General features: G+C 35.1%; 10 protein-coding genes and 5 pseudogenes. 3 read left to right on the forward strand and 12 right to left on the reverse strand.

The window, feature by feature from the left end:
• Positions 1–103 precede the first annotated feature (103 nt).
• From ACP3VS_RS18355 to istA, 6 genes and pseudogenes are all read right to left on the reverse strand, one after another.
• Positions 104–1061 (reverse strand): annotated as a pseudogene (locus ACP3VS_RS18355) (IS3 family transposase).
• An 810-nt stretch (positions 1062–1871) separates the two neighbouring features.
• Positions 1872–2096 carry a hypothetical protein gene (locus ACP3VS_RS18360; RefSeq protein ID WP_426389505.1) on the reverse strand — a complete coding sequence of 75 codons (225 nt, stop codon included), beginning with the start codon at positions 2094–2096 and terminating at the stop codon, positions 1872–1874.
• Between the two features lie 296 nt (positions 2097–2392).
• Positions 2393–3499: pseudogene (locus tag ACP3VS_RS18365) on the reverse strand (transposase).
• Between the two features lie 921 nt (positions 3500–4420).
• On the reverse strand, positions 4421–4681 hold the full coding sequence (locus ACP3VS_RS18370; protein WP_426389506.1) for a hypothetical protein: 261 nt from the start codon (positions 4679–4681) through the stop codon (positions 4421–4423).
• A 793-nt stretch (positions 4682–5474) separates the two neighbouring features.
• A complete protein-coding gene (istB, locus tag ACP3VS_RS18375; protein ID WP_426389604.1) occupies positions 5475–6227 on the reverse strand; it encodes an IS21-like element helper ATPase IstB in 753 nt (250 codons plus the stop codon).
• Between the two features lie 8 nt (positions 6228–6235).
• A pseudogene (gene istA, locus ACP3VS_RS18380) lies at positions 6236–7290 on the reverse strand (IS21 family transposase).
• 543 nt (positions 7291–7833) lie between these two features.
• Here istA and ACP3VS_RS18385 point away from each other — a divergent pair.
• Complete coding sequence (locus tag ACP3VS_RS18385; RefSeq protein ID WP_426389508.1) at positions 7834–9915, forward strand: insecticidal delta-endotoxin Cry8Ea1 family protein; 2082 nt, start codon at positions 7834–7836, stop codon at positions 9913–9915.
• 372 nt (positions 9916–10287) lie between these two features.
• Here the strand turns inward: ACP3VS_RS18385 and ACP3VS_RS18390 are convergent.
• Together ACP3VS_RS18390 and ACP3VS_RS18395 are read right to left on the reverse strand one after the other, a co-directional pair.
• Positions 10288–11462: pseudogene (locus ACP3VS_RS18390) on the reverse strand (IS3 family transposase).
• A gap of 119 nt (positions 11463–11581) precedes the next feature.
• A pseudogene (locus ACP3VS_RS18395) lies at positions 11582–13032 on the reverse strand (IS3 family transposase); the annotation flags it as partial.
• A gap of 552 nt (positions 13033–13584) precedes the next feature.
• Here ACP3VS_RS18395 and xerS point away from each other — a divergent pair.
• Together xerS and ACP3VS_RS18405 are read left to right on the forward strand one after the other, a co-directional pair.
• The gene (gene xerS, locus ACP3VS_RS18400) at positions 13585–14700 is read left to right on the forward strand and encodes a tyrosine recombinase XerS (RefSeq protein WP_426389510.1); all 1116 of its coding nucleotides are present in this window, start codon (positions 13585–13587) and stop codon (positions 14698–14700) included.
• 106 nt (positions 14701–14806) lie between these two features.
• Positions 14807–15175 carry a hypothetical protein gene (locus ACP3VS_RS18405; protein WP_426389512.1) on the forward strand — a complete coding sequence of 123 codons (369 nt, stop codon included), beginning with the start codon at positions 14807–14809 and terminating at the stop codon, positions 15173–15175.
• 670 nt (positions 15176–15845) lie between these two features.
• Here ACP3VS_RS18405 and ACP3VS_RS18410 read toward each other — a convergent pair.
• The 4 genes from ACP3VS_RS18410 to ACP3VS_RS18425 all read right to left on the reverse strand — a co-directional run bounded on the left by ACP3VS_RS18410 (position 15846) and on the right by ACP3VS_RS18425 (position 20852).
• Positions 15846–16448 carry a hypothetical protein gene (locus ACP3VS_RS18410; protein ID WP_426389514.1) on the reverse strand — a complete coding sequence of 201 codons (603 nt, stop codon included), beginning with the start codon at positions 16446–16448 and terminating at the stop codon, positions 15846–15848.
• 11 nt (positions 16449–16459) lie between these two features.
• Complete coding sequence (locus tag ACP3VS_RS18415; RefSeq protein ID WP_426389516.1) at positions 16460–17254, reverse strand: M23 family metallopeptidase; 795 nt, start codon at positions 17252–17254, stop codon at positions 16460–16462.
• 106 nt (positions 17255–17360) lie between these two features.
• Complete coding sequence (locus tag ACP3VS_RS18420; RefSeq protein ID WP_197223544.1) at positions 17361–19190, reverse strand: reverse transcriptase domain-containing protein; 1830 nt, start codon at positions 19188–19190, stop codon at positions 17361–17363.
• Positions 19191–19772: 582 nt separating this feature from the next.
• A complete protein-coding gene (locus tag ACP3VS_RS18425) occupies positions 19773–20852 on the reverse strand; it encodes a hypothetical protein (RefSeq protein ID WP_426389517.1) in 1080 nt (359 codons plus the stop codon).
• Positions 20853–20856 lie beyond the last annotated feature (4 nt).

Below are 20856 nucleotides of genomic sequence, written 5' to 3' on the forward strand. Positions count from 1 at the left end.
GCGCTCAACAGCTTGTAACTTATCTTCAGTAGTATATTTGACCCAAAAAACTGCACCTAAGCAGGGACTGACCCCTATATATAAGACAGGGATCAAAAAAGCATTATCCAACCAGTTGTCGGTACTGAACCGGCGACTGGTTGTTTAGTTTCGTTTGTATTCGGATATAGTTATAATAATTTATATAGTCTTTGACAGTTTGTTCTACGATGGCCGTCGTAGTACGTTTCAAATTGTCTAAGTAGAACGTTTCAGACTTTAATACAGAATGAAACGATTCGATAGGGGCATTATCAGCGGGTGTACCTTTACGGGACATACTCATGGTAATGCCTTTTCCTTTTACGGCTTGTTGGTAACGATAAGATGTGTATACCGAGCCTTGGTCACTATGCAACGTACAACCTTCAGGCAAATGGTTTAGTTGGGCTAATGTATGCAATACGAAATCCGTATCTTGGCGTTCACCAATTGAATAAGCGATAATCTCGCCATTATATAAATCTTGAATACTTGAAAGATACAACTGTTTCTGACCAAAAGGCAAGTAAGTAATATCGGTAACGAGCTTTTGTAAAGGGGCCGTTGCCACAAAGTCACGATTGAATAAATTCGTTGCGATATAGTAGGGTTGTCCAGTTTGTTTACGTTTTTTCACTTTCACGCGACATTGCCAACCATATTTTTGCATGATGTGTTGGACAGTCTTATGATTCACGCATGTTTCTTGGCTTAAGAGTGCGGTGATTTTTCGATAACCATACCGAATATTTATGTTCACGGCAGAGATCACCAATACGTCGCTCCATGGCCTGACGCGACTTTCCATCATTTTGCTTGTTCACTCGCGTATTCAGGCCCTTTATGGAATTTATATTGTTTACCGACAGATTGTTCAAATCGATTTATTTCTCCATTTGTATACCAACGCATCCATGTTCCTACTTGTGTTCGATGCCGTATATTTAATTCATTTAAAACCTGTCTCATTGGTATACCTGCTAGTCGTATCTCAATGGCTTTCATTTTTATTTCATTGGATAACTCACTAGTGTACTCATAGAAAAAGCACCTCCTAATTGAAGTTTAGGTTTCTAAACCCGAATTCAATCGAAGATGCTTTTTTTATTTGTCTATACTATTGGGATCAGTTCCGCATCAGGGTTTCTCTTTTTTCTGTGTTCATTTATTCGAATTGGTATACAAAGGGCTATTTTCTCTTAATTTTTCAGTCCTTCTGACTAGTTCTAGGCCCAATCGTACTATCACCTCTACTGACTTCTGAGGGTTCTGTTACTTGTTACCAAGTAGGTTATGAAGGGTACTTCACGTTTCCATCAGAGGTCCCCGGATAAGCATATGCACTTTCACACCATCTATTCGCCTCTTTTAAATGACCCTTGTCAGAAAGGACTTTGCTTCCTTATCAAGTCATATCTAACCTTATATAAGATTCGTATTTCTCGGACCGGTGTTTGCCTTCAGCTTCTTATCGCCACGGGTACCCTGGAAACACTTATAAGAACTTACTCAAGTACAATAACAGACTAAGTTCTTATAAGTTGTATATATAATTCTAACTTTTTGGGGACAAGGTTGTTTTTATGCTTGCTGTTAACACCTTGATATTCGAATATAAATGTTGTCAATTAAGTGAATATACTTGAAAAATCTGCTCAATTCGATATAGAAATACTATTTTGAGGAATAGATGATAAAAGCCATACTTCTCGCCATTTTGTCTTAGTTCTGTAATTACAGTTTGAAACTATTTAATCATCTCTAAAAAGTAGATTTTTTTATAAAATAAAACTAATCTTAATAACATAGTAATATAGCTTATTAAGCGGGAGAAAATATATTATTGTAAATTAATTAAGTTTTTGAATATGGATTGACTGTAAACTTGTAAAATGTATATGCTGCTCTTGATCTAGCCACTTCAGGAAAGAGTGATTTTTTTCTAAAAACATACCAATTTTACATAACTGATGACCATATGAATATACTTTTATTGAATCACCAATGTTAAAACCCAACTGATTTTTATTGTTTTTTTCACATTTACTACATTCACATGCCCTTACTTTCTCCATATTAATTGTCCCTCCTTATGAAGAGTATACTCAAAATTATGATTATGAACTTAACTTATTTTATAATCATAATTACTCTGTTAATGTTAAGTTCATACTGATTTTAGAATATATCCTAATTAATTTAGCAATCAATATTGTTTATCTTCTAGATTATATATTTCCACAAACTACACTTCACGATTTCATAATAAATCCTTCCATTTTATAAAATATCCTATGCAAGCTGCATATCATGTGTGATTAGAATAAATACGGTTTTTTATGGCTCAACCTCAAAATTAGTGCTTGATACTTTAGCCTACTAAACGATGACGATTGCACTCGACTAAAATCCCTGCTTTATAGCGGTCATAATTTCGAGTGAAATAGTGGCGACACTGAAAAGCTTTGATCCGATTGTGCCTGCCTTCAACAGTCGCATTTGTCCAACGACAACGATGGTAAGTGAAAAGTCGTACCAAGCAGTAAATGATTCTTTCCATTCCCAGACCGATCTCAGCTCATCTGAGTAGCTTAGTAATTCTTCGAGTTTTTTCTTACTCTCATTCGAAAGTGAATCTGCTGGCGGATTGAGAAGTCGATGATTGGATTTTAGTATGGCCTTTGCTCTTGGAGCAAGTTTATTTTGTACCGTTTTACGAACATCCTGCAAAGTTTCTATGACGTAGCCGTGAACATGAAATCGATCCGCAATTCGAAGGGCATTTGGAAAGCATTCACTAACCCATGTGTGATAGCCTTTAGCTAAATCCATAACGACTGCTTTTGGTGCTAATTGCAAAAAGTTCAGATGCTGCTTGGCATATGTACGTAGTTATTCAAGTGTTCGACCAGGCAAAACGTCAAGTAGTGTTTCACCTTTAAGATCATGAATGCCTGTGTTATAGGTGTGTCCTTTCTTAATTGCAAAGTCATCTACACCTAAAATGAGTCCACTGCTTTCTGATGCCTGCTTCCATGCTTGCTCATTTAATCGTTTACTTTCAAAGGGAATTGCCTCATTATGCATTCGCTGTACGGTACTAACGGGCGCTATGTGTTGATGTAGAGCCAAGTGCTTGCTCAAATGCTTTCTCTCGAAAGAGGTTGCTGTATCATCTCTTTGGCCCTACAAAATCATATGCCCAAACAAAACCTGTATTGCAAACCCAACAATGCATACGGATACTGGGAACCAGAAGATAGACCTTTTTCTCAAAGGCTGGGAGATGGCGAACTGTTCTATTTCCATTACTGCCTTTGAGAATAACATATTCATCTGTACCGCAATCCGGACAGCATTGTTTTTGAGCTAAAGGAGTAACTTCAATATGGATTTCACACGAACTAATATCTGTTAATATTTGAACGATCTTCAACTCTTTAATATTGAGCATTTCACTGATATAATTAGTCTGCATCTGTCAACTATACAGGAATTACAGATGTTTTTCCGTTTTTATCCTAAAATTAAATTGTCAAGCACTGGTTTTGGTTTTGAGCCTTTTTTATATTTGAATTATGGATTGCCAGCATTTAAATTATGCATTTAAAAACGAAGTATCTTCCGGTACAATAAATGTTTCAATTAAGCCCGAATCATAAAAAAATAGGCGCACCTTCTCGGTACCCAACACGATTAGCCGTATATCTTTGATTTTTTATCTGATATACGGCAATTTTTATTTCCACATGCTGCTTAGATGTTTTTGACAAAAGCATATACTAAATTAAAATTTCTCTGTTTCGCTGGATTTCCAGATTCGGTAGATCCGTCACTGACTTCATTTCAGCCCACTAACTCGATTAAGTGTGTATATTCCGCAGCCTTTTTAAGCGTATTTTTACCGGTTAGAAAATAGCTACAGTAGCTGGTATCAACCTTGACTACCACAGTATCCGCACAAATAAAAATAACGGTCATTGCAATCTCATTTAATGATGTAACCTCACTTATAACTGATTAGGGATGAAAAATCTTCTCCCAAATTTCAGGTAGCTTAAGTTCTTAACATCATTTCTGTAAGGTTTTTGTACATGCCTTAGTCAACTAGACCTGCTATTAATAAAATTACACAAACTTGTGTGAAAGCTGTTTACCGTAGCAAATAATTTAGCTAGTTATTTGAAAAATATCAGGTAGCGGATTAGCCCTCTTGTGACCTGAGAAGGAGCACTTTTTTTATTTCTACTTACTATGCCCCAGATTTTAAATGCTATCAGCTACAATGCTATACCAAATTTTATATTATTTTTAGGCAATCATATATCTAGGTTACTTTTGCTGATCATTAGGGCAATTAAGATAAAATTTATCAAGTTGCATTCCTTTTTTTGCAATGCTATTGGTCACAGTCTCGTACGTGGTCATCGTCACAATCACAATCACGTTTTTTACAGCGGCAATAATATCCTATTTTCTCAATGTTAATTGCGTCCAAACTTGTATAACATTTATTTCCATTATTTTTAATCCAATGTAAAAAATCCTCATGTCTTTCTCCTAAGATACGAATAAAAATACCTTCTCCTTCATATTTACCTGCAGAGAAGACTTTTATGCGATCTCCTTCATACAAATCAAATAAGTTTCTTTTTGTCATTATTAAAACTCCTTTTAGGAATAATTTTATTCATGTTTATATTATGTATCTAACGTTCACTGTGATTGGGCAATGTGCGAAACGTTTCCCTACAAATGATATTCATGAGATTGGAGGGCTGTTATCACAACTACAACTGATTTACCGAAAAAAGCTGACGTGTTTAACTGGTCGGGATGCTACAAAGTATCTTCGTTGAGAATAATCGTCAGGGCTGAAATACTTCCGAAGTAAACATCCACTCGAGTTAAAACTATACATATTCCAAGTTCGTCTACCGCACCGCTATCTAGCGATTCAAGAATTACATCGAGAGGAAGAAATTGCGATGCTTTTAAAATATGTGAAATCGCAGGTGTTCGCGTGCTGCTTTAAAGACAGCCAGTAGAATCAACATGTATTAAAATTGTGCACCCCAATCGCCTTATTTATTTTATTAAATGTATTATTTTACCAATTAGTAATTAATTGGGCTCATTCTTCTAAAAGTGTTTGTTAAAAATGTATTTTCCCCTTAGATATGTTGATATTATTTTTCTTTATCTATACAGTACAAAAGATTAAGAAATTTTATTATGTTTTATACTTTTTTGAAACAAATTAATCCATAGAAGCTGTAAATTCTTTTACTGTTTCCCAAAGTGTAAACAACACTGAAAACATTCAAAACGTTTAGCAAACATATTTATTAGTTTATTGATTAAAGAAAAAAACAGAATGGTGATGATTTAATTGGTAATTATAAATGTCAACACCAATATGTACATTTTCGCTCGTTTAAGGGTGTACAAAATTACTCGTTTTCCGAGGTTAAATGATGCTTTAATCGGTATGAATCACCAATGATTGTAACAACGCTAGCGTGATGTAAAATACGATCTAAAATCGCATTCGCTAACTTCGGTTCAGGGAAAATTTCATCCCATGATTTGAAGTTCACATTCGTTGTGAAAATCGTGCTACGTTTTTCATAACGGGCATCAATGAGCTGGAAAAACAGCTTCGCATCCTCTGGATCGATTGGTAAATAGCCAATCTCATCAATGATTAGTAATTTATATCTTGTATAATGCTTTAAACGGCTCTCTAAGCGGTTTTCTAAACGGGCTTTCTTGAGATTCTGAATTAAATCATGGCACTTAATAAAATAGGTACTTGTTCGCTTTTTAGCTGCCGTAATGCCGATTGCTGTGGCCAGGTGGGTCTTACCGACACCACTTGGACCAAGGAATACAATATTCTCATTTTCTTCGACGAAACGAAGGCTTTGAAAATCGAGTATTTGTTGTTGGCTAATGCTTGACTGAAAATCAAAGTTAAAGTCCTTTATCTCCTTTAAGTGTGGAAACGCAGCGACTTTCACCATCGCATGAATCATATTATGCTCACGTACATCGATTTCATAGTTCGTCAATTTTATAAGTGTATCGATAAAAGAAAGTTCATTTTTAATACTAAAGTCGATGACTTCATTTAAATGGATCCCCATTTGCTTTAATTTTAAATACTCTAAGTTTTGCTGTAGTTGCTGATAGTTTGTACTCATTATTGAATTCATTTATACATTTCTCCAATCGCAGCTAAATTCCGTTTTGCTAAATCGTTAATATCAGGGTATTCAGGCAACGCCTTTGCCATCAATTCACGATAATGCGCCTCTTGATAATTTAGTTTTGCTTCACTTATTTTGTGTTGCGCGATTAATTCCATGCTATAATAAATCCATAATTGATCATCATACACTTGTAATCCTACTTTTTTGCCTTGATACCCCGGTGGTACGGAGTATTGATTGGACTTGTAGGAAATCATGCTCGATGCATTGACTTTTACCAGTGTATAATCAATCTTGTAAGAATCTCTTACTCGTTCAGTTGGTAGCTGGAGTCTCGCAAATTGCGCAAACTTCGCATTCACTTTTCCGCAAAATGTTCTGTTCGTGCTTCATCCATCACGGTTTTCATATTATCAGTGATAAGTTCTTCTGGTACACCGCCCATTTTTTCAAACGTTTCAGTTAAGAAAGAAAATAAAACTGCCTGCGATTTGGAAATACTCATATAGAAGAACCGCATACGAGAGTAGCTCAGCACTAACACGGCTACATTAATCTCCACCTGTTCACCATCACTTGTTTCATAAAGAATACTTTCTTTCCAATCCAACTGTGCTTGTTTGCCCATGCGCGTTTCATAACGAATACCGCTATTCAAAGAAGATACACGTTCATCTTTTTCAAAGTAAGCCTTAAATTCTGGCGTATTGGCAATATAGGTACGGAATGTAGATTGTCCACAATCTAAACCGTGGTTGTCTTTTAAATACTGCCAAAGATTGCGTCGATAATAAAATACCTGCTTAGAATCTTCTGATAAGAGGCTGGCAATAATCGGGTAGAACTCATCAATTTTAGATGGCTTAGTTCGCTTTGTTTTTGGTATAAAGCCATTTAGATATTTATCGATTGTTCGTCGATCTACTCCCATATCCCTTGCTAATTTACTTTTGTTAATTTTCATGTTTAAATGCTCCATTACTTGTTTAAAATTTGCTAAATCTGAAAGACTATTAATTTTAAATTCTGTCTCAACCTCTAGTTGAATATGCATACCAACACCTCGGTATTAGTATGAAATGAAAGAGCATTTTTGTACATCGTTATTCAAGCAGGAATGTACATATTTAAATTAGCATTTATAGTAATAATAACAGTTAAGTTTGAAAGTATTTACTGATCACCACGTATCACAGGTTTATTATTGGCATATCATATTGTGTAATAGCTAAGTAAGGCAAGTAGAAATGTAAATACTTAAAATAGGGATTTTGTTAAAATAGTTTTCAAAATTAGCGTAGATGATTCATTACTTGGTATATATATAAAGCACTTTAGAAACACCCAGAAAAAGTGTAAATGAGGTATAAAAGAACAAAGTCAGTTAATAAAATTTTGAATTTTTTAAGTATGTTTAAGAAGCGAATCTCATATGCTTTAAAATGGGGGCCTGCGTAGCTCTCATCCAAAAATCTTTAATATCATGCTACAGTCAAAATGCGGTGAGATGAATTAAATTTTGTTGATTAGTAATACCGTGTATGATTTAGAATCTAAAAATTAAGAGGAAAACATTTATTTCAAATGGAGGGAAACTATGAATAATAATGATAGTTATCGAAATGAAAATCGATATCAAAACGATTTACCTGATTTACTTAAAAAACAAAGCTATACTAAATATCCTTTAGTCAATAATCCAAATACGCCATTAAAAAATATGAATTATAAAGATTGGTTAAATACTTATGATCCTGAAGGAATTAGTCTAGTTAGTCCACAACCCTATTCGGCAACATGGTATAATGTTATTGCAGCTGTATTAGCAGTTACTGCCGTTGTTTTAGCACTCTCGAACCCAGTAACTCTAGCAGCTGCTATAGCAGCTGGAGCAGGAATTACAGCTGCTTTACTTCCAATAATATGGCCTCAGGGTGAAGATAATGCATTATTTAATGACATGATGTGGGTAACAACAGATATGCTAGATCAATCATTAAGTGGGCTTGTTCAGGCACAAGCCAATGCACTTCTGTCAAGTTTAAGAAATGAACTAGAGGCGTACCAGAGGGCACTAGTAAACTGGCAAAATAATCAACAAAGTCAACCAGCTATAAATGAGGTGGTTCACAGATATCATACAACCAATTCACAATTTAGAACAATTATTCCTCAATTCGCATTAGAGGGTTACCAATCTCAATTATTGCCTATCTACGCTATAGCTGCAAATTTACATTTACTTCATATGAGGGATGGTGTTCAATATGCAGATTATTGGAGTTTAGCTAGAAGTGATACCGACACAGATGATACAGATGCATCGGTATTTAACGGTGACTTTCAATATCAAGAACTCCTGCATTTTATGGATATATATTCTGAATATTGTACAAGTGAGTATTGGAGATCTTTGTCGATAATGGAAGCTGCAGTGGATAAAAATCAGGGATGGGATTGGACTAGGTATAACGATTTCCGTAATCTGATGACAACTTCTGTTCTAGACTATGTTGCACTATTCCCTATGTATGATATTCGTATCTATAATACTAGATTAAATATGGAAATTTTAACGAGAAAGCTTTATTCACATCCTATAAATTTCTTGCCACGTAATGAGAAAGTACAACAAGTTGATGCAAAATATACACTTCCTCCGAATTTGTATCAAAGATTGATCGAAATTAATTGTCATACAAGCGGTATAAATAATCAATTTTCAACATATTTTTTAAGCGGACATACAAATAGGTACGCAAGAACTGATGGAAGAACCTCTGGTGGAAATTTTTACGGAATACCGAGCAATATCAGTCTTACTAAAGCACTTCATATAGGATCATATCAGATAGGTATAGCAGAAATAAAAGCCTATAGTTTAAGAAGAACAGTAAGTAACCCAACTAATAGTATTCCTTCATCTATTATCCAAAAGCATTTTATATTTCCTGGAGGAGGAGCCCAGTCATATTTTTCAAACAACCCAACCCCTGACCCAATAGAAGCAACTACTAGTATCCCAAACCACAAGACGTCTGATACTGTTTATACAGATAACAATCATTACTTAGATAATATGATTATCGCTGATCAAGACAATACTCCAGGTTTAGCACCCATTGATCAAATAAAAAGTTACTCTTATTCATGGCATCATGGGTCAATCAAATTTAAAAATATATTAGAGCCATCAACAATGTATGGGCTTCAATCAAACACTTTTTCAATAATAAAAGCATCTAATGTTATTGGTGCAAGTATTATAGAAGGTTTTTCTCATACAGGAGGCGATGTAGTCCTTTCTAAGTTTCAAAATCCTAACACTGGAACAAGAAATAGTATAATAGATTTTCCATTTGATCTCGAAATATCTCAAACATGGCGTTATCAAATTCGTTTACGTTATGCATCAAACTCTGCTGTAAATATATCTACTATACTAAATTTTGCCTCTGGACCAACTTCAAATCAAGTAAATAACGTAAATCCAACATTTAATCATAATAGTACTGCTAATTTGACGATAAAGGATTTTTCTTATATTACATTGGGGGAATTTTTCTTGTATAGACGTGAAAATCAAAATAATGTTAGGATAAATATTATTCACCCTCCGTCGCAAATTACAGGAGATAGTTTGTTTATAATTGATAAAATTGAGTTTATCAGTTTTTAACACTGTGGTCCTGTTGTAAAGTTTCTCAGGAGTTCAATCATGAAGTCTGGTACGTTTAGTTTAAACTGTTCTGTATAGTTTGTTTACAATTTTATAAATGCTTCTACACGGTAATGTTAGTATTGCTTAGCCAATTAATAATTGCCTTATGATCTGTCCCAATCGATTTAGCAATTTCACATGAACTTTCTTTGCCTTCTAAGTATCGTAAATTTCCCCTCTTCAGTATATCTAGCCATATAAAACCGTACCTCTAATTGTTAAAATTGGAGGAACAGTTCATTTTAAAGAGTTCACTCTTTGAGGAACAGGTTATTAATGAACTGAACCCTATTTGGTAGACAGTTTAATAAAAAGGGATGTAGTTTTAAGTTAAGCCGCAATGAGATGGCTTCGGTAAGTTGCCAGAGCCATCTTTTTTAATGTCCATTGCTTTCGTGTGTAATTATAATGGTTCATATAGTCCATCACTATTGTGTGTAATTCTGCCAAACTTTCTGCTTGTTTATAGTCTACTTCATCTTTAAAATGACCGAAAAACGATTCTATTGGCGCATTATCAAGACAATTTCCTCTGCGGGACATTGACTGAAGAAGTCCCATTTCTTTTACACGCTGCTGATATTCTGGTTGTGTATAATAAATACCTTGGTCCGAGTGAATCAGCGCTTCTGGATGAAGATTGCCCTCTAGATGTGTTTTTAACTTTTCAAGCGTCTTATAGACATGGGACATCTTTAACGTAGTAGATAATTCGTATGCTACAATTTCTCGTGTTGCGACATCTTTCACGCATGATAAATACGCCCTTTGACCACCTCTATATTGCAGATACGTAATATCTGTTAAGAATACTTTTCCTATGTCCAGCACATCTACCAGTGCCATATAAAATCCACGATAACCAATTTTCCCTTTCGCTTGATCATAAATTGATTTTAATAAGATATAATCTTGATAATCAGCTTCTTTACGTAAAGCGTGTTTCTCCTTATTTTGAAGCCACTTATAATAGCCGCTTGGACTGACATTCGCTACCTGACAAAGATGACGAGTCATCTTTTTTAATTAATATAAACGAATTGTTTCATTGATGGCTTGGTATTTCTCTTTCGGTGTTAAAAACGATTCTTTTTCGCCTGCCTTTCCATTTCGTCGAGCTTTTTTAGCAGATGAAGCTCTGCCTCTAACAGTTGAATACGCACTTCCGCTTTCTCAAGTTTCTTTTCTGCGGGTAATTTTTCAAGGCGTGGACGACCAGTACTCTCTTTTCCACGACGTTCCTCTAAAAAGCCTTCCTTACCATGTGTTTGATATGTTTTCTTCCAACGGCTAATTGCACTTTTAGCTTTCTTAATTCCTATCAGCTCTAAGCCAAATCCCGCTTCTCTGAAGATTTGGACTGGACCTTTTCCTTGTAAATTTGCCTGAACAGCTTTTAATTTAAAGTCGGCTGTATATTGAATTGAGCGGTCGGATACTGAGGCGACATTTGGATTCGCTTCAATTTGTCTGCGTTGGTGTTCGTTAAAAATTATTTTACTCATGATGTTCTCCCGTTCATAAATGGTATGGTTAGTATAACGGGGGTTTCAAACGTTGAAAATAGAAAAACCCCGAATAGGTCCACTTTTTTTAAAATGTCCACTATTCGGGGTTCAGTTCTCTTATGTAAATAATATTTCTCACACTTCAATGTGCCCCAAAATGATTCAATTGGTCCGTTATTAATACATCGACCAATACGGGACATACTCTGTGTCATATTGGCTGTTTCCACAATTCGCTTAAATTCCTTTGATGTATATTGAAAACCTCGATCACTATGTATTAATGGCTGTTCGCCTAATTGTAATGATTGAATAGCTGATTTGATTGTTTTGAAAACAAGGGAATTATTATTCGAATGACCGAACTCATAACTCAAAATTGAACCATCATATAAATCGATAATTGCACTTAAATAAGCTTTTTTCCCATTTCCATACTTAAACTCTGTGACATCTGTACACCATTTTTCATTGGGCTTTTTCGATGTAAATGCTCTATTTAATACGTTCTCCGCCACATGATGTGCTGGGGATTTACGATAAGGCTTGCGCTTTCTACGAATAACAGACTTCAAACCACTAATCTGCATTAAACGATAAATACGCTTTTCGTTCACCATCGTTTGATTATTTTCTTTTCGCTGACGATTGATTGTCAACGTTGTACGACGATAGCCGTAAATACCATCTACTTGTTGGTAAAGGAGATGAATGTCCTTTAAAATTGCTTCATTTTCAACTTCTCTTTTAGAAGACTTGCGACTTAGCCACTTATAGTAAGCCGCACGCGAAACATCAGCTATTTCACATAGTAAAAGAATCGAAAGTTTTTCCTCTCGATGTAATTCTTGAATCGCTAAATAGCGTTACTGTAGACGTATTTGGCTTAACGATGCCTCCTTTCGATTTCCTCTAACTTTTTTAAAAATAAATTTTCTGCACGTAAACGTTCATTTTCACGTTCAATACGTTGAATCTCTAATTTCAATTTCTCCTCAACGGTTAATTCGACTTCATCTTTTGTGCAACCACGACGATCACGTAATCCCTCTTCACCGTTCGTTTCAAATTTCTTCGTCCATTGATATACCTGTTGATACGAAACACCATAGGTGTGCGCTGCCAACTGATAATTTTTCTGGTGCTTCAAACAGTACTCGACAATCTCAATACGTTCTTCAAAAGTTGTCTTTCTTCCTTCTGTCATAGCTTGACTCATTCCTTTACCTGAATCTTTTATTTCACTATGACTAGTATACTTTTTTACCCAGCTTTTTAAAACAGAGGTACTGCTAATCTCGTATTTCGCCAACACCTCCATCTGTGAATAATTTCGTTGAATGTAGTCCTCCACAGCCGCTAATTTTAACTCTTTTGAATAGAACTTACATGAAGTAGCTTCTTGTAATCCTTCACGTCCACCTGCCTCAAATTTCATTTTCCATCTATGAAAAGTTTGATGATCTATTGAAAACCTTTCACACAATTCATTGATAGAATAGTGACCTTCTTCGAACAATTGAAGGATATATAGTTTCAACTCGAGTGGATGTTTGCTTCGCCCCATAAAAAATACTCCCCTTAGATAAACAGATTTTATTTTTTTATCTGTCTACCTAATAGGGAGCATATCAACCTGAAGAACTGCAGTTCAACTTAAAAGTAAAATTTAGACAATGTGTCTTCAAAGGTTAGACTTTGGTGTCCTTATTGTACGTGGACAAGAACTTCCGGACACTCAAAAAGCTATTAGATAAGCATTGCTTATTAATTTGTCTAAAAGTTCTTGTCCAAAAATAAAGACAAGAACCTTTAGACTTTGTATAAAAAGGACAAGAACTTTTAGACATTTTTATTTTTGTATGGACATTCATGTCCAAAATTAAATAGAAAGTCCAGATTTTATATAAGAAGGACAAGAATGTCCAGACGACCACTGTAAAAAAATAAACTGTCCGGAAGTTCTTGTCCAAAGTGTCTGCAAGTTCATGTCCATATACACTTATACAAAACATGTGTGGGACAAATTTAATAACTTGAAAAAGAATAACGTTAAAACTAAAATAAGATTTAGTTACATGTTCAGTTGAGAGATTATAAAGACAGGAGCTGATTACGATTGCCAGCAATTACACCAAAAGTAATTCAAGCAGAAAAACATATAGAGGACGCAACTCCTCTCTTCCCTATTTATGTACAGGAGTATATACAAAAAAAGAAATCCAAATATTCACCACTGACATTGAGCGGTTATTTATATAATATTGAAAAATTCTTAAATTGGCTACTTGAAGAAGGTATTGTAGATGCTAAAAATATACGTGATATTCACTATGAATCATTATCTACGTTACCAAAATTAGATGTCGAGTTATTCGTTGATAAAATGGCTTGTGAGATACTTTCAGGAGAGGATGATAATGATCCAAAGCGGCGCAGTAAAACAAGTGTAGCGAGGGCTGTACAGGCTTTAAAATCGCTCTTTCGTTATTTGACAGTTGAAACAGAAGATAAAGTTACTCAAGAACCCTATTTTAACAGAAATGTGATGTTAAAGATTTCAGTTGATTTAGAGCAGGAATCTAAATCTCGTAGAAGTAAACGCATTGAAAAGAAAACTTATAAATCAGATGAAATTGATGAGTTATTACATTTTATCGATGAAGAGTATGCTGCCACTTTGTCATCAAGAGAACTGCCTTATTTTGAAATGAATAAGACCAGGGATCTCGCTATACTAGCAGTACTGTTTGGGAGCGGTATACGAGGGAATGAATTAGTTGGACTTAAAATAAAAGATGTCTACATGAAGGATTGTTACTTAGATGTTATTCGTAAAGGTGATAAAGCCGATTCAGTGGCAATTCGCCCCTCTTCCCTAACCTATCTAGAAAAATACTTGAGCCAGCGTTCAAAAATATATAATGTGAAAATAAATTACCCATTTGTTTTTGTTGCTAAGTCTCCAGATGGCACCGTAAAGCAAATGTCTAACCAAACATTAATTAGATTAGTTAAGAAGTACACAAATGCTTATGGAAAAGAAATCACACCTCACAAAGCAAGATATACTTTTTCAAAGCAATATCAATTGGAAGGCGGAACACTTATAGGATTACGAGATCAGCTTGGTCACCAAAATATAGAGACAACATCTTTGTACACTACGGAATCTATGAAGGAGCAAAAGGATGTTGTAACTCGTATGGACAAACCTAAGAAACAGAAAAAATAATCCTCCTCCCCTTCCCGCTTTCCAACAAACTACTTTTAATTTTTTACTAATAATTATTTCTATAGTGTAAATAATAATAGCAACACATTGTAGTTTGGAGGATATTATGCGGAAGAATAATCAAATTTCTCGACCGAATATAGACATTAAAAGCAAGTTAGATGAAACAGTAAGTGATGGTATCAAAATGATGGATAGATTTCAGAGAGAAGGTATTGTAGAAGCTAAATTAAAAAATGGAACTTATTTTAGAGCTGATGAGGAAAGAAGAGACATTGTAGCAAGAAATATTATGCTTAGCGAAACTAAAGCAGATCTTACCATTAGAATACTAAAAGATGGAATATTAATTGAAGACGTATTAAATTTAGACCAACCTAAAAATACGCAAAAAATACTGGGCTCATTTGTAGGTAAAAGCCAATCAACTATATCTAAAAAAAATAGTAATATTCAGACAGATGTACAACCATGATTATGTAAGAGAAGAGACGAAATTGTATCGTCTAATGCGATTGAAGATGCTGTAGAGTTTTTCACCTCAGAGTTTCCCTACTTAAAAAGAACTTCAAAGAGGAAAATAGAGCAAGTGAAAAATTGCTTTATTGAACAATTGTACTGACCATTCATATGTTCATTAAGTAAAAAAAGAACCGACAATTTCACTCACTGTCGGTCCTTTTTTTATAGTTTTCCCACTCTTCTATGGTCAGATCGATGACCAATTGAATATCATGTTTTTAGCAACCCTCTGCAGCAAAATTTTTGTTACTTATTATTTGAAAAGATTAAATTTATATCGTTTCGTTAACGAGTATGAATGTATTAGTATAATTTACCTGTAATGATTTGAGTGTACTTTCAGCTTCATTTTTGTCCCCGAATATATGTCGTTCTTCTTTTATAAGTGTATGGTCATAACTATGAATGATGTTCGATATGAGCCCTAAACTTGTTGTGTAACTATGAGAGTTCGTGGATTTGAGCCATGAACCGGTTGTGGTATTCTTAATACTTGCCCTATATTGTTCGGTCATAAATATCAGTCCTTTATAATAATTACACTTGGGACATTCCCTCATTGTTTCTTGTGCAAGATTAATTGAGTGTAACCTTAAGTAGAAATTTAATTGTGTACTTTAATGTTATTTTCTTTTTATATAGTTTTCCCACTCTTCTATGGTCATGTCGATCACCAAATGATTATCACGTTTAATGAGTGGTAAGACCTTTTCTTCACTTTGGCCATCTTTATAATTAATTCTTATATAATGCTTGTCTCGCCAAGAATAATAATCAAATCTATTAATATTGGAATATTTCTTTTGTAAGTAGGATGACAAGAATGCTTCAGGAGAGTTTCTTACATCCTGTCGACTATACCATTCTTGAAAAACATCCTGTTTAAATAATTGTGTCCAGGAATCAATATCTCCTTGTTCAAGGATCCTGTTCAATTCCGCTACCCACTCCGCGTATGGATTAACATATATGCTTTCATAAGGCGCAGCTACATCAATATTCTCAATAGGCTCCAACGCATGGCTATAGATATACTTTTTTGCTAAAGATGCTATTCTTTTAGCTTCTTCTTGGTTTGTAAATTGGATATCTAAATTGTTTTCAAAGATTAACAATTCTTCTTCTTTAATATTTAGATTTTCTTTATATTCTTTCCAAGAGTTCCAGACAAATACACTTAGTATAAATAAAGCGAAGAACACCCATCTAAGAAACCACTTTTTCATAAATTCACCTCTTACATAGGCATAGGCACATATAGCGCAGGATTAACTACTGTATATTTTGCTGCCTCCCCACTTTTTCGAATACCGTTATGGACCTCTAAGTGTAAATGAACTCCGGTACTAGAACCAGATGTACCCATGGCACCTATAACAGCACTTTGTTGTACTTCCTGACCTCTTGCTACATTTACAGCGGATAAGTGTGCATATACAGTTTCATATACAGAACCATTTATATTATGGGTTAAGATAATATAATTCCCCCAGCCGCCACCACAGAGACTACCATAACTACCGATTTGAGGACACGAATTGTTTGTAGCACGGACAGTTCCACTAGCTGCTGCTCTAATATGGGTCCCCATTTGGTTTGCAATGTCTACACCCATATGAAATTCAACCTTACCTTTGATTGTACGGTTACCAAAGGGAGACGAGATTCTACCAGTTGTAACTTGGACAAATCCAAGAGAATTAGGTGGAGTTTCATTTAAATAAGAAGCTTCGTCTCTGAACTTTATAGCGTTAGTCTTTACTTTTTCTATATACGTTTTTGAGTGATTATATTGATAAATAGCACCATCTACGTTATTTGCGAAATTATTTTTTGCTAAATAACTTGCGGTTGTAAATATCGCATCTTCTATCTCCCAAGGGCTTACAATTCCATTGTTATTTCCATCGATGCCATAACCCTTGTATTTCAAAATAGTGGCAGGTTTATACTTGTCTTTTTCAGGAACATTTACATATCCTTTTGAACCTTTACATCCAGGATAACTCCATCCATACCAAGTGCAAGGCATGAAGTAGAGTAAGAACCCAGCGCCTTGGCATATTTCTATGCTAGGTTTCCAAGAACTCCTCCCCGAACCGTACGTACACCTCTCAGCGTATACGGCTCTCCACCTATCAGTCTAATTTTCCGTTATGTAAATCAACGTGGCATTTTTTGCATAGTGCCATCGTTTTACGGTTTCTTTCAATCATGCGCTTTTCCCATCGTTTTTTGCCTTCGAGGTCTTTTAACTTCTTAATGTGATGAATTTCTAAATCCACATCTGTGGCATGACACCATTCACATTCCTTTGCTACAAGCCTTTCAATGAGACCTGTTCGGTTGTAAATAATGTTTCTAGTCTTAGAAATAACATCAATATCGGCATACGAAGATGGTAATAATTTCTTTTTAAATCCATCTTTATAGAAGAATGCGATTTTGCTGCCATTGGCAGTTTCATATCTCACCGCAAAATCTCCGTTGATACTGTATTTTCTGTGGATTTTTCTTACGCTTGATTTATATTTGTTTGCGAATGTTTTATACATGCTATATTCCATGATGAATTTAAATCCATCTAGTTTATAGACATTATTCGCTAATTTATAATAATTATACAAGCCTCTGATTTCTGCGTTGTAAATCATCAATATTTCAAGGTCATCATTTTGCAGAAGATGCGCCCGATGAGTAGACTTCCATTTCTGTTTGTTTTCGTCTATTTTTAACGCTTTGTATTCAATTAATTTATTTCGCCATATTTCATGCGGTAAAAGAAGTTCACAGCTCATTGTACGTGTACGTTGTTTATGTCCACTCGCTGTGTATTTTGTCGTTTTATTATCATGACTAATTTTAATATCATATCCGAGAAACCTTGCTCTTTTACTAGAATGCGTAATGAGCGTTTTTTCTTGTGATAATTCAATTTTCAGTTCTTCACTTAAGAAAGTGCTAATGTCATGTTTTATTTGTTGACAATCTTCTTTACTACCAATTACACCGATTAGGAAATCATCGGCATATCGCACATACTGTATTCGCTTGTAGTTTTCGTCCATAGGGTCTTTATAGGGTAGTTCCATCATGTGATTTTTCAACTCGTTCAAGTGTTGAAGTGCTTGTGCTTGTTCTTTTTCTTCCTCGTTCATTTCTTCCCATTTTTCCTTATACCTTGCGTTTGCTCGGTATAGTCTGGCTTCTCTCGTGCGGTATTCCGTTAGGCGTTTTCGCCCCTTTCCTTTATCAAATTTATACTTGTAAGCTAATACAAAGTTATCTAACTCATTTAGATAGATATTTGAAAGGATGGGGCTGATGATTCCACCTTGAGGAGTACCACTATATGTTTTGTGATATTGCCAGTCCTCTAGGAAACCTGCTTTAAGAAATTTCCAAATTAAGTCGATGAATTTTTCATCATTAATCCTTCTTTTCAAGATTTCAACTAGTTTGTGATGGTCAATGTTATCAAAGAATCCTTTAATATCACCTTCCACAAACCATTTAGCCCCATTAAATTTGTCTTTTACTTGCATAAGTGCAGTATGACAGCTCTTTTCTGGTCTGAAACCATGAGAATGTATTGAGAAGGTTTTTTCGTACATTGCTTCAAGTAGCGTTCTTACTACTTCTTGAACTAATTTATCTTCGAAAGATGGTATACCTAGAGGTCTTTTACCACCATTCTTTTTTGGAATGTAAACCCTTTTGGACGGTTTTGGTTGATAGCTACAATCTTTTAGGCTTTCAATTAATCTTTCCATACGTTCTAGACTCATACCATCAATGGTTTGTCCATCGACACCTTGTGTCATATTGCCTTCCTTCGCATAAATCTTTGCATAAGCCATTAAATAGAATTCCACATTGTACAGATTTCGATAGATTCGTTCGAATTTGTAATCTTCGCGTGTTGATTGTTTCGTTAGACTGTCTAACACAGTGTTTGGACTTCTCATAGAGCCTCACGCTCCTTTCCAATTTTAGTTAGACTTGATAAGCTGTTCTCCTTCGCCATGTGATGGGTTTTCCCCACCTCGGACTACTACGAGAACTCCGTTACCATATCAGATATTCAGATACATTTTATCATAGCTTTTTATTTAAGCGTTCTGATGTAGGTAATCACCATTTAGCACATGTAAGAACAAGCACGATGTAATGTCGGATATGACGTTCGTCCTTTACTATTTACTATAGTTGGTCAGCGATAGACTACGCACTTTTGACACACAGTTAATCAAAGTGTATTCAGAGATGGCTTCCAATTGACCATTCTGTTTCGCTGTATGACGTAAATAATCATCTTCCGTCATAGGTGGACCAATAACCCCCTCGGACTGTCATTCAGGCAGTTTAGCTTTTATCCTCGTTTACATCTTTTCATTTTGCTATTCAGTCGTATCGTGATGATTCGATAACTCATAGCTTTCCCAACATGCTACACTCCCCGATATTTGGTTTCCCTCACGGATAAGTTGGGTAATGATAGGCGTTGTAGTCTTGCCTACTCCTTGCTAAGGGAGATTTCTTATATGACCTTATGGTCGCACCTGTGTGTGGCCTTCTGCACCTACGTAACTAATCATTGGATCAATAGTAGAAAATTTTGTCTCTACATAGTGTATAGCCGCTAAATAATACCAATCAACACCATACTTAGCTTGTGCTTGCATGTAAATAGGGAAGAATTCAGACGGCACGCTTGTCCCTGGCATTACTGTTCCATCATAGGATCCTGCAAACCCCGAAGAGCCACCTTTCCAAGCTTTATAATCAATTGGATTATCAGTTAATGCGTAGAACAATTCTACACTGTATAAATCATCAATTGAATAGTCGAATGGCGGAGATTGGAAAGCTATTTCAAATTTTGTATAATCCATTGTTTCTGTAGGAATTTGAGAATATTGTTCTTCACGTTTCATTGTGTAACCACTTGAAGTTACGCATTTTTCAGTTCCATCTTTATTTGTTGTACATTTATCTTCAGAATAAGAATCTGTACGGGTCCAATCTCCGAAATCAACTTCATAATCATAGTGTATTTGTCTATCCCACTTTTCTGTGTGGTCAACAACTGATACCTCTTTAGAACTCGTTGAAACAGAACTTTCAGTACAATTCCCGTCGACACAACTTACAGAATAAGATTCAGTCTGTAAAGTAATGTTTTTATAAGTTGAGTGTGGCTGCAACTTAGAAGCAATGTCCTTTAATGTACTATCATCAAAATCACTTAAAGAACTTTGAATTTGAACTCCAGCAATTAATAATTCGAAAGGAATATCGTATTCGTTAGCTATCTCGATATATCGCTCTCTTTCTGCTAGTTCACTTTCTGATAGCATATCAGGATAACTAGAGAAAGCCATTGTAACTACCATATATACAATCAAGAGTGCAATTCCAACGCCTATGATGCCTAATATAACAGGCGCCCCTAATGATAATAACCAACCGATTACAACTTTCACCAGAGATAAGAGAAGCTTTTTCAAAATCTGTAGAGCAATTTTGAGAGCTTTCTTAGCGAATTTTTTAAGCTGTTTTTTCCCAAATTTCTTTGCTGCATCAGTGACTGGAGAGGAATTATGCTGATTTTGAGTATTATCAATCATAAAA

The organism is Lysinibacillus sp. VIII_CA (assembly GCF_049943995.1).
Classification (GTDB): domain Bacteria; phylum Bacillota; class Bacilli; order Bacillales_A; family Planococcaceae; genus Lysinibacillus; species Lysinibacillus pinottii.

Coding starts and splice junctions, on each gene's coding strand:
- ACP3VS_RS18410 (WP_426389514.1), bottom strand. CDS start 16,448: ATGAAAAAGTGGTTTCTTAGATGGGTGTTCTTCGCTTTATTTATACTA.
- ACP3VS_RS18370 (WP_426389506.1), bottom strand. CDS start 4,681: ATGACAAAAAGAAACTTATTTGATTTGTATGAAGGAGATCGCATAAAA.
- ACP3VS_RS18415 (WP_426389516.1), bottom strand. CDS start 17,254: ATGCCTTGCACTTGGTATGGATGGAGTTATCCTGGATGTAAAGGTTCA.
- ACP3VS_RS18425 (WP_426389517.1), bottom strand. CDS start 20,852: ATGATTGATAATACTCAAAATCAGCATAATTCCTCTCCAGTCACTGAT.
- istB (WP_426389604.1), bottom strand. CDS start 6,227: ATGAGTACAAACTATCAGCAACTACAGCAAAACTTAGAGTATTTAAAA.
- ACP3VS_RS18420 (WP_197223544.1), bottom strand. CDS start 19,190: ATGAGAAGTCCAAACACTGTGTTAGACAGTCTAACGAAACAATCAACA.
- ACP3VS_RS18385 (WP_426389508.1), top strand. CDS start 7,834: ATGAATAATAATGATAGTTATCGAAATGAAAATCGATATCAAAACGAT.
- ACP3VS_RS18360 (WP_426389505.1), bottom strand. CDS start 2,096: ATGGAGAAAGTAAGGGCATGTGAATGTAGTAAATGTGAAAAAAACAAT.
- ACP3VS_RS18405 (WP_426389512.1), top strand. CDS start 14,807: ATGCGGAAGAATAATCAAATTTCTCGACCGAATATAGACATTAAAAGC.